The sequence below is a fragment of the Staphylococcus sp. CoH_129_LAB_1 genome (genome assembly GCF_058191515.1).
Genome location: NZ_JBXWKZ010000025.1, coordinates 23,838 through 35,141, shown reverse-complemented (window position 1 = coordinate 35,141; position 11,304 = coordinate 23,838). Strand labels below are relative to the sequence as shown.

Here is an 11,304-nt window from a genome sequence, read left to right as displayed (position 1 = left end):
AGAGATTTAGAAGATGAGAACAGTTTCTTAGTCTTTGCTACTAAAAAAGGTATTGTTAAACGTTCTGCATTAAGTAATTTCTCTCATATTAATAAAAATGGTAAAATCGCGATTGGCTTTAAAGAAGATGATGAATTAATCGCAGTTCGTCATACTGATGGTAAACAAGACATTTTACTTGGTACAGCACATGCATCATTAATTCGATTCCCTGAAAATAGTTTGCGTCCATTAGGTCGTACAGCTTCAGGTGTGAGAGGTATTTCTTTAAGAGAAAATGACGTGGTAGTAGGTTTAGACGTAGCATACGCTGAAAGTGAAGATGAAGTTCTAGTTGTTACTGAAAATGGTTACGGTAAACGTACACCAGTAAGTGAATATCGTTTATCTAATCGTGGTGGTAAAGGTATTAAAACAGCTAAAATTACAGAACGTAATGGTAATGTGGTATGTATTACAACAGTAAATGGTCAAGAAGACTTAATGATTGTAACAGATGGTGGCATTATTATCCGTCTACAAGTTGAAGATATTTCTCAAAATGGTCGTGCCACACAAGGTGTGCGATTAATGAAACTAGGTGATAATCAAGCAGTATCAACAGTTGCAAAAGTCATTGATAAAACTGATGATGAAGCTGCAACTGAATCGGCACAGCAAACTGAAAATGCGAGTGCTCAAACTACAGAAAGTGCAAATGAACAAGTAGTAGATGATACAACACCTGGTAACGCATTGCATACTGAATCTGATGAGGATGATGAACGCATCGAAGTAAGACAAGATTTCATGGATCGTGTAAATGAAGATATCGAGAATGATTCAGATCAGAATTAAATGTAAAAATAAGACTTCCCACATATAGGGAAGTCTTATTTTTATTATTTATCTTTCTAATTCTTTCATTACATAAGGAATTTGACTAATTAAGTTTGAAGGGGGTACGACATACATTTTTTCAGAAAGTTTTTCACCAATATAGCTATGGATATAAGTTGCGCTTGTAACGGCATCTTGTAAGCTATCAAATTGACCTACAAAACTTGTAATCATACCAGCTAATGTATCACCCATACCACCTGTAGCCATTGCAGGTGTGCCAATTGGTAATTTGTATTCTTTATCTTTAAAGAAGATTTCTGTACCGTGTTTTTTTAGTACTACAGTGGCACCTAATTTATCCACAACTTCTCTATTTCTTTCATACGTTTGTTCTTCAATAGGAATACCACTTAGACGTTCCCATTCTTTTTGATGTGGTGTAAAGATAACACGACATTTAGGAATATCAGGTTTAAGTTTACAAAATATTGTAATTGCATCACCATCTACAATTAAATTTTGGTGAGGCTGAATATTTTGTAGTAAGAAAGTAATCGCATTATTTCCTTTGAAATCAACGCCAAGACCTGGTCCAATTAAAATACTATCTGTATTCTCAATCATTTTTGTTAACATTTTAGTATCATTAATATCTATTACCATTGCTTCAGGACAACGTGAATGAATGGCTGCATGATTAGTAGGATGTGTGGCTACAGTAATTAAACCACTTCCACTAAAAAGACAAGCGCGTGCAGCTAACATGATTGCTCCGCCTAAATTTGCACTACCACCAATTAAAAGAATTTTTCCATAATCACCTTTATGTGTTTCGTCATTACGTTTAGGAATTGTCACATTAGTTAATGTTTCCATATGCTGAATCCTCCCTATTTAGATTCGAAAGTCATAACTTCTATATATTAAATCAATGAAATGATGAGTTATTAAGACAAGCGAAAATATCATGTGCATTTTAAATACAATAGAAAATATTATACCTGCTTAAGCGTTTCGTCAACACTATTTTAAACAAATTTATAAATGCTAAAATTGACAGAATATTAACATATGTGGTTTGTTAAATTTGAGTGGGATAACTGCTTGAAAAATATATATGACTTTGCTATATTAAAATTAAGTTAATAAGGTATTGTTCGTAGGCTAAGTAACATAATGTTATTAATTTCAGAGAGCTTGTGGTTAGTGAAAACAAGCAATTAATTATTATGCGAATCTACCTACTTATATTGAACAATCGGTTTTAACCGTTATCGATAGTGGAGTGCAATTTAATTTATTTAATTAGATTGTTAAATAGGGTGGCAACGCGTAGACCACGTCCCTTGTAAGGGGACGTGGTCTTTTTTTATTTTAAATCGCTATGTTCACTCAATATAAATTTTTGGAAGGATGAATATTATATGTTAGACATCAAGCAATTTAGAGACGAAACGGACAAAGTTAAGAGCAAAATTGAATTACGTGGAGATGATTCAAAGGTTGTTGATGAAGTATTAGAATTAGATAATCAACGTCGTGACTTAATTGGTAAAACAGAAGAAATGAAAGCACGTCGTAACAAAGTAAGCGATCAAATTGCTGAAAAAAAACGTAATAAAGAAAATGCTGATGACGTAATCAAAGAAATGCGTGAATTAGGCGATGAAATTAAAGAAAATGATGCAAAATTAAATGAAGTAGATAACAAAATTCGTGATATCTTAATTCGTATTCCAAACTTAATCGCCGAAGACGTACCACAAGGTGCCGACGATACTGAAAATATTGAATTAAAAAAATGGGGTACACCTCGTGAATTTGATTTTGAACCAAAAGCTCATTGGGATTTAGTAGAAGAATTAAAAATGGCTGATTTCGAACGTGCTGCAAAAGTATCAGGTGCGCGATTCGTTTATTTAACAAAAGATGGTGCATTATTAGAACGTGCACTAATGAACTATATGTTAACAAAACACACAACACAACATGGTTATACAGAAATGATGACGCCTCAATTGGTAAATGCAGACACAATGTTTGGTACAGGTCAATTACCTAAATTTGAAGAAGATTTATTCAAAGTTGAAAAAGAAGGCTTATATACAATTCCAACTGCAGAAGTTCCATTAACAAACTTCTACAGAAATGAAATTATCCAACCAGGTGTATTACCAGAAAAATTCACTGGTCAAACTGCATGTTTCCGTAGTGAAGCGGGATCAGCTGGTAGAGATACAAGAGGTTTAATTCGTTTACACCAATTTGATAAAGTTGAAATGGTACGTTTTGAAAAACCTGAAGATTCTTGGGATGCATTAGAAGATATGACTCAAAATGCTGAAGCAATTTTAGAAGAATTAAAATTACCATATCGTCGTGTCATTTTATGTACTGGAGATATTGGTTTCAGTGCAAGTAAAACATATGACTTAGAAGTATGGTTACCAAGTTATAATGACTATAAAGAGATTAGTTCTTGCTCAAACTGTACTGATTTCCAAGCACGTCGCGCTAATATTCGTTTCAAACGTGATGCTTCTTCTAAACCAGAGTTAGTACACACATTAAATGGTAGTGGACTTGCAGTAGGTCGTACATTTGCAGCTATCGTAGAAAACTATCAAAACGAAGATGGTTCAATCACAATTCCAGAAGCACTTGTACCATTTATGGGTGGTAAAACAGAAATTCGCCCAGTCAATTAATAATTAGATATAATTTAACTAATAAGAACCTGAGACATAATAAATTGTCTCAGGTGTTTTTTATGTGTTATCCTACTTTTTATTTAATTTTCCTACTAAAATAAGACTACTCTGAGAGAGGTAACTTTAAAAATTTCTAAAATTTCTGATATCTTTAAAATGCTTTTTATATCAAGGTTTTAAAACTACCTTCTCTCTTACCTCACTCAAACGGTTGTCTAAAAATATTGAAGGTTATCTTAGATTATCTTAGACTGAGTTTAATTAAAATGTATATTCAATTTAAACACACATATATATAGGGGGGAGCTAAAATGACGTCACATGTGACATTTCAACAAGGGGTCAAAGAATGTATTCCAACATTATTAGGATACATTGGGATAGGATTATCATTTGGCATTGTGGCAGCTTCTCAACATTTTAGTGTTCTAGAAATCCTTCTGTTATGTTTACTCGTTTATGCAGGTGCAGCACAATTTATTATTTGTGCTTTAGTCATTGCTGGCACACCTATATCAGCAATTGTGTTAACAACATTAATTGTGAATTCCCGCTTCTTTTTATTATCTATGACGCTTGCCCCTAATTATAAAGAATATGGAATATGGAATCGCTTGGGATTATCTTCTATTCTTACTGACGAAACATTTGGCGTAGCAATCACACCACATTTAAAAGGTGAAACTATTAATGACCGTTGGCTACATGGCTTAAATATTACTGCATATTTATTTTGGACAATATCTTGTGTGGCGGGAGCTGTTTTCGGTAAATATATTTCTCATCCAGACATGCTAGGATTAGACTTTGCGATTACAGCCATGTTTATTTTCCTGGCTATGGCTCAATTTGAAACTATTACACGTTCTAAAATTAAAATTTACCTTACATTAATCGCTTTTGTTATTATAATGATGTTTATTTTAAGTTGTTGGATGCCATCTTATGTGGCTATTCTTGTCACGTCAATTAGTGCTGCCACACTCGGGGTGGTGATGGATCGATGACGATAACTGGACATATGTTTTTACTCATTGTTTTATGTGGACTAGTGACATTGATTGTACGTGTCGTACCATTTTTAATGATTTCACATATTCAGCTTTCGGAAGCAGTCATTAAATGGCTGTCGTTTATTCCAATTTCATTATTTACTGCACTAGTCATTGATAGTTTTATTGTTCAACATGAAGGTGTACAAGGCTTTGAATTGAATATTCCGTTTATTGTAGCAACAATTCCTACCGTCATTATTGCACTTGTGACACGTAGTTTAACCATTACTATTATCGTAGGTGTTGTATTAATTGCAGGTATACGATGGTTCTTTTAAAACGTTTATAGGGTACACATTGAAGTTATCTATAGAATTGGATAAAATATATTTAAATTAAACATTTCAAATACATACATAGATACTCTTATTTTGAGAAGTAGAGGGAATTGGCCCTGTGAAGCTTCAGCAACCGGCAAATAATTTGTACGGTGCTACAACCAACGAGTTACTCGAATGATAAGTACTAAAGCATTGTCGCTTCATACTTTTAAAATTAAGAGTGGAAGCGATTTTTTTTATTCTAAGGAGGTATAGCATGACAAATTATACAGTAGATACATTAAATTTAGGTGCTTTTAAAACAGAATCAGGTGAAACGATTGAGAATCTGAAATTACGTTATGAGCATGTAGGTTATTCGGGACAACCGCTTGTTGTGGTTTGTCATGCTCTGACAGGTAATCATTTAACTTACGGTACAGACGAACATCCTGGATGGTGGCGTGAGATTATTGATGGTGGTTATATGCCAATATATGATTACCAGTTTCTTACTTTTAATGTTATTGGAAGTCCTTTTGGTTCAAGCTCACCATTAAATGATTCTCATTTTCCTAAAAAAATAACATTAAGAGATATTGTTAAAGCAATTGAATTGGGAATAAAAGCACTTGGATTTACTAAAATCGATATTTTAATTGGTGGCAGTTTAGGTGGCATGCAAGTGATGGAATTATTATATAATCATCAATTTGAAGTAGATAAGGCAGTCATCTTAGCAGCTACAGATAAAACTTCTTCATACAGTCGTGCTTTCAATGAAATTGCACGTGAAGCGATTCATATTGGAGGCAAAGAGGGACTTAGTATTGCAAGACAACTTGGATTTTTAACATATCGTTCTTCAAAAAGTTATGACGCGCGCTTTACGCCAGATGAAGTAATTAATTATCAACGTTATCAAGGTAATAAGTTTAAAGAATCCTATAATTTATCGTGTTATTTAACAATGTTGAATGTCTTAGATAGTCATAATCTTGATCGTCAGCGTGATGATGTTGATGAGGTGTTTCAATCTTTAAATACAAAAGTATTAACCATGGGCTTTACAGATGATTTGTTATATCCAGATGATCAAGTAAGAGCAGTAGGAGAACGTTTTAAATATAATCGTCACTTTTTTGTTCCGGACAATGTAGGCCATGATGGTTTTTTACTTAATTTTAATGACTGGGCGCCTAACTTGTATCACTTTTTAAAAGTTTCGAAATTCAAACGAAAATAATAGGTGAGAGAATAGATAACACATTTGTTTTAATTGAATATAGAGGTTAAAATAGAGCTTATAGTCAAAAAAAGTATAGGAGTGGCGAATGTGTTTTCAAAAGTACATCCTAAAGCAATGATTATAGGAACCATCGTGCTTGTAGCAGTTGCTTTAGTTACGTATGTATTGCCGATGATTGGTCTGATTCTATGTTTATTCGCTACCATTCCAGGTATTATCATGTGGCATAAATCAATAGCTACATTTGGAATTGGGGCTTTACTCACTGTAGTCATCACGACCTTATTAGGGAATACCTTTGTATTAAGTGCCATGATTTTAGTTTTATTACTAAGTTTTATAATTGGCCAATTATTAAAAGAACGTACATCTAAAGAGCGCATCTTATATATCGCAACGACGTATTTAAGCATGTTTACGTTAATTGCATTTATGTTATTACAAGCGTTCAAAAAGATTCCAAATACCGAAGTATTGATTAAACCAATAAAAGATGCAATGCACAATGCGATTGTAAGTTCAGGCGTTGAATCAGACTACAAGACCATCCTAGAAGAAGGATTTCGTCAAATGGCTGTTCAACTTCCAAGTTACATCATTATTATTGTCTTTTTCTTAGTTTTAATTAATGTAATTATCACATTTCCAATTTTACGTAAATTCAAAGTAGCAACACCTATTTTTAAACCTTTATTTGCTTGGCAAATGAGTCGTACATTATTATGGATTTACATGATTGTGCTAGTATGTGTGATGTTTGCGACAGAACCAAGTATATTCCAAAGTATCGTATTAAATTTCGAAGTTGTGTTATCATTATTGATGTATATCCAAGGATTGAGTTTGATTCATTTCTTTGGAAAAGCTAAGCGATTACCTGATGCGGTATCTATATTATTAATGGTCGTGGGGACAATTATTTCACCATTTACGCATATCGTATCATTACTTGGCGTGCTTGATTTAGGAATTAACTTAAAACGAATGATTAAAAAATGACTTTAAAAAGTGAATAGAGGTGGAAGAATGAACCGTCAATCCACTAAAAAGGCCTTACTTATTCCTTATTTTTTGATGGTGCTTACGGCGATTGCACTTGTTATTTTAGGTTTTATATTTAAACCCTTAATTTCAATATTTGCAGCCATTGCTTTAATCATTATGATTGTGATTAGTGCGGTATTGATTAGACAAGCATTATTAAAAATGGATAATTATGTGGATAATCTGAGTGGTTATATTTCAGCAGGAAATAATAAAGCAATTAAACGTCTGCCAATTGGCTTAGTCGTAATTGATGCTGAAGACCACATCGAATGGATCAACCAATATATGTCTGAACATCTAGAAACCAATGTCATCTCAGAATCAGTCAATGAAGTTTTTCCAAATATTCTTAAGCAACTTGAAAGAGTGCAAGAGATAGAAATTGAACATGGTCAGTATCATTATAATGTACGTTATTCTGAAGAAGAGCGTTGTTTATATTTCTTTGATATTACAGAAAAAGTACATACAAATGAATTATATGAAGAATCAAAGCCTATCATTGCAACGTTATTTTTAGATAACTACGATGAAATTACGCAAAATATGAATGACACACAACGTTCTGAAATCAACTCAATGGTGACGCGTATTATTAGTCGATGGGCAACTGAATATAATATTTATTTTAAACGTTATAGTTCAGATCAATTCGTAGCTTATTTAAATCAAAAAATCTTAGCAGAAATAGAAGACTCTAATTTTGAAATTCTAAGTCAGTTACGTGAAAAAAGTGTAGGCTACCGTGCACAATTGACATTAAGTATTGGCGTTGGTGAAGGTACCGAAGATTTAATTGAACTTGGAGAATTATCTCAATCAGGACTTGATTTAGCCTTAGGTCGTGGGGGAGACCAAGTCGCAATTAAAAACATGAATGGTAATGTCCGTTTCTACGGAGGTAAGACTGACCCGATGGAAAAACGTACACGTGTTAGAGCACGTGTTATCTCTCACGCATTGAAAGATATCTTAACTGAAGGCGACAAAGTAATTATTATGGGACATAAACGTCCCGACTTAGATGCGGTTGGAGCAGCTATTGGAGTATCTCGATTTGCGTCAATGAATAACTTAGAAGCATATGTGGTACTTAATGAAGAGGATATCGATCCAACATTAAGTCGTGTGATGGAAGAAATTGATAAAAAGCCTGAATTGAAAGAACGATTTGTGACATCTGATGAAGCTTGGGATATGATGACGTCAAAAACAACGGTTGTTGTTGTAGATACACATAAACCTGAAATGGTATTAGACGAAAATATTCTAAATAAAGCTAATCGTAAAGTTGTCATTGATCATCATAGACGTGGAGAAAGCTTTATTTCAAATCCATTACTCGTTTATATGGAGCCTTATGCAAGTTCAACTGCAGAGCTTGTCACAGAGTTATTAGAATATCAGCCAACAGAACAACGATTATCACGTTTAGAATCTACAATTATGTATGCAGGTATCATTGTCGATACACGTAATTTCACATTACGAACTGGTTCAAGAACATTTGATGCCGCAAGTTATTTACGTGCGCATGGCGCAGATACGATTTTAACGCAACAATTCCTAAAAGATGATGTTGATACGTATATTAATCGTTCTGAACTGATACGTACGGTGGAAGTTCAAGAAAACGGTGTTGCAATTGCTCACGGTTCTAATGACAAAATATATCATCCTGTAACAGTTGCACAAGCTGCGGATGAATTGTTAAGTTTAGAAGGTATTGAAGCTTCTTACGTTGTAGCTAAACGTGAAGATAACCTTATTGGCATTTCTGCACGTTCACTAGGTGCAATTAATGTTCAATTAACAATGGAAGCCTTAGGTGGTGGAGGTCACTTAACAAATGCTGCAACGCAAATTAAAGGCGTTACTATAGAAGAAGCAATCGAACAATTACAACAAGCAATTACAGAACAAATGAGTAGGAGTGAAGATGCATGAAAGTAATATTTACACAAGATGTTAAAGGTAAAGGTAAAAAAGGTGAAGTTAAAGACGTGCCAGTGGGTTACGCAAATAACTTTTTATTAAAAAATAAATATGCTGTTGAAGCAACACCAGGTAATTTAAAACAATTAGAACAACAAAATAAACGTGCTGAAGCGGATAGACAACAAGAAATTGATAATGCTAAAGCATTAAAAGCAAAATTAGAAGATATCGAAGTTGAAGTAAGTGCTAAAACAGGTGAAGGCGGTAAATTGTTTGGTTCTATTAGTACAAAACAAATTGCTGACGCATTAAAAGAACAACATGATATTAAAATTGATAAACGCAAAATGGATTTACCACACGGTATTCACGCGTTAGGTTATACTAATGTACCTGTTAAATTAGATAAAGAAGTCGAAGGTACAATTCGCGTACACACTGTAGAAAAATAAAAGAGTTTGGAACGCAAATAGGTATTTCACTTTTTTAAAGGTAATTCATAGAAAAATATATAATGTTGCACTAGCATGTCGAAAATTTTAAGATGGATGGGTGTAATGATTGATGGATAATATGTATGATCAAAGACAAATGCCCCATAACAATGAAGCTGAACAATCTGTCTTAGGTGCAATTATTTTAGATCCAGAATTAATAGGTTCGACTCAGGAGGTATTACTTCCTGAGTCGTTTTATAGAGGCGCACACCAACATATCTTTAGAGCAATGATGAACTTAAATGAAGATGCTCATGAGATTGATGTAGTCACGTTAATGGAACAATTAACGAAAGAAGGTACGTTAAGTGAGGCGGGTGGCCCTCAATATTTAGCTGAATTGTCGAATAATGTACCGACGACACGTAATATTGAATATTATAGAAATATAGTTGCTAATCTTGCACTTAAACGTCGATTAATTCAAACAGCTGACAGTATTGCAAATGATGGGTATAATAATGAGCTTGAATTAGATGCTATTTTAAGTGATGCTGAAAAACGTATTCTTGAACTTTCAGCAAACCGTCAAAGTGATGGCTTTAAAGATATTAGAGATGTCTTAGGTCAAGTATATGAGACAGCAGAAGAGCTTGATCAAAATAGTGGACAAACGCCTGGTATTCCTACTGGATACCGCGATTTAGACCAGATGACAGCGGGTTTTAATAGAAATGATTTAATTATTTTAGCAGCTCGTCCTTCTGTAGGTAAGACTGCCTTCGCACTTAATATCGCTCAAAAAGTAGCAACTCATGAAGATAACTATACAGTGGGTATTTTCTCACTTGAAATGGGTGCCGACCAACTTGCGACACGAATGATTTGTAGTTCAGGAAATGTAGATTCTAATCGTTTAAGAACAGGGACAATGACAGAAGAAGACTGGAATCGATTTACGATTGCAGTGGGTAAATTATCGAGAACAAAGATTTTTATTGATGACACACCAGGTATTCGTATTACAGATTTACGATCAAAATGTCGTCGTCTTAAACAAGAACATGGTCTTGATATGATTGTGATTGATTACTTACAACTTATTCAAGGTAGTGGATCACGTTTTTCAGATAACAGACAACAAGAAGTATCTGAAATCTCGCGTACGTTAAAAGCAATCGCGCGTGAATTAGAATGTCCTGTTATTGCATTGAGTCAGCTATCTCGTGGTGTAGAACAACGTCAAGATAAACGACCAATGATGAGTGATATTCGTGAATCAGGATCAATTGAACAAGATGCAGATATTGTAGCTTTCTTGTATCGTGATGATTACTATAATCGAGGCGATGGTGACGATGATGACGATAGCACCAATTTCGAACCTCAATCAAATGACGATAATGGTGAAATTGAAATTATTATTGCTAAACAACGTAACGGCCCTACAGGGACAGTGAAATTACACTTTATGAAACAATATAATAAATTTACAGACATTGATTATGCACATGCAGAGATGTCTTAAAAAATTTTTTACCGTACATTATTTTTATTATCATTAAAAATGTACGGTTTTTATTTTGTTTTTAAATAGGAATGCTAAGTGAAGTATGTGTATTAAAATTATAGAAATTTACTTTGAAATACTGTTAAATTAACAATTTTAAAGTTTTTTTAATAAAATATACTTGTTTATTTAAATAGTATTCATTCTATTTTTAATGTTCGATTTTTATTTGCATTATATGAAACGTATTGATAGAATACTTAGTGGTTAATTGA

10 protein-coding genes, 1 riboswitch and 1 other annotated feature are annotated in these 11,304 nt (G+C 33.5%); of the genes, 9 read left to right on the top strand and 1 reads right to left on the bottom strand.

Annotation, left to right across the window (positions count from 1 at the left end; genetic code table 11):
• The coding region (locus tag AC2FB1_RS08240; protein ID WP_490674762.1) for a DNA gyrase C-terminal beta-propeller domain-containing protein at positions 1–837 on the top strand (837 nt) is incomplete at its 5' end.
• Positions 838–885: 48 nt separating this feature from the next.
• Here AC2FB1_RS08240 and AC2FB1_RS08235 read toward each other — a convergent pair.
• The gene (locus tag AC2FB1_RS08235; RefSeq protein ID WP_490674761.1) at positions 886–1,698 is read right to left on the bottom strand and encodes an NAD(P)H-hydrate dehydratase; all 813 of its coding nucleotides are present in this window, start codon (positions 1,696–1,698) and stop codon (positions 886–888) included.
• Positions 1,699–1,968: 270 nt separating this feature from the next.
• Positions 1,969–2,172, top strand: a binding site (T-box leader).
• 74 nt (positions 2,173–2,246) lie between these two features.
• On the opposite strand from AC2FB1_RS08235, the gene serS reads away from it, so the two are divergent.
• From serS to dnaB, 8 genes are all read left to right on the top strand, one after another.
• Positions 2,247–3,530, top strand: coding sequence for a serine--tRNA ligase (gene serS, locus AC2FB1_RS08230; protein ID WP_490674760.1), 1,284 nt, complete (start codon positions 2,247–2,249; stop codon positions 3,528–3,530).
• 314 nt (positions 3,531–3,844) lie between these two features.
• Entirely contained in the window at positions 3,845–4,540 is a 696-nt protein-coding gene (locus AC2FB1_RS08225) for an AzlC family ABC transporter permease (protein WP_490674759.1), read from the top strand.
• The gene (locus AC2FB1_RS08220) at positions 4,537–4,866 is read left to right on the top strand and encodes an AzlD domain-containing protein (RefSeq protein WP_490674758.1); all 330 of its coding nucleotides are present in this window, start codon (positions 4,537–4,539) and stop codon (positions 4,864–4,866) included. Before AC2FB1_RS08225 ends, AC2FB1_RS08220 begins: the two co-directional genes overlap by 4 nt.
• An 85-nt stretch (positions 4,867–4,951) precedes the next feature.
• Positions 4,952–5,053: riboswitch (SAM riboswitch) on the top strand.
• Positions 5,054–5,125: 72 nt separating this feature from the next.
• A complete protein-coding gene (metX, locus tag AC2FB1_RS08215) occupies positions 5,126–6,094 on the top strand; it encodes a homoserine O-acetyltransferase MetX (RefSeq protein WP_490674757.1) in 969 nt (322 codons plus the stop codon).
• Positions 6,095–6,184: 90 nt separating this feature from the next.
• Positions 6,185–7,096 carry a YybS family protein gene (locus AC2FB1_RS08210; protein ID WP_490674756.1) on the top strand — a complete coding sequence of 304 codons (912 nt, stop codon included), beginning with the start codon at positions 6,185–6,187 and terminating at the stop codon, positions 7,094–7,096.
• Between the two features lie 27 nt (positions 7,097–7,123).
• Positions 7,124–9,091 (top strand): DHH family phosphoesterase, encoded by a 1,968-nt coding sequence (locus tag AC2FB1_RS08205; RefSeq protein WP_490674755.1) that lies wholly within the window; start codon positions 7,124–7,126, stop codon positions 9,089–9,091.
• Positions 9,088–9,534: a 50S ribosomal protein L9 gene (gene rplI, locus AC2FB1_RS08200; protein ID WP_490674754.1), complete on the top strand. Its 447-nt coding sequence runs from the start codon at positions 9,088–9,090 to the stop codon at positions 9,532–9,534. The genes AC2FB1_RS08205 and rplI overlap by 4 nt, the downstream gene beginning before the upstream one ends.
• Positions 9,535–9,646: 112 nt before the next feature.
• Complete coding sequence (gene dnaB / locus AC2FB1_RS08195) at positions 9,647–11,047, top strand: replicative DNA helicase (RefSeq protein ID WP_490674753.1); 1,401 nt, start codon at positions 9,647–9,649, stop codon at positions 11,045–11,047.
• Positions 11,048–11,304: the final 257 nt, after the last annotated feature.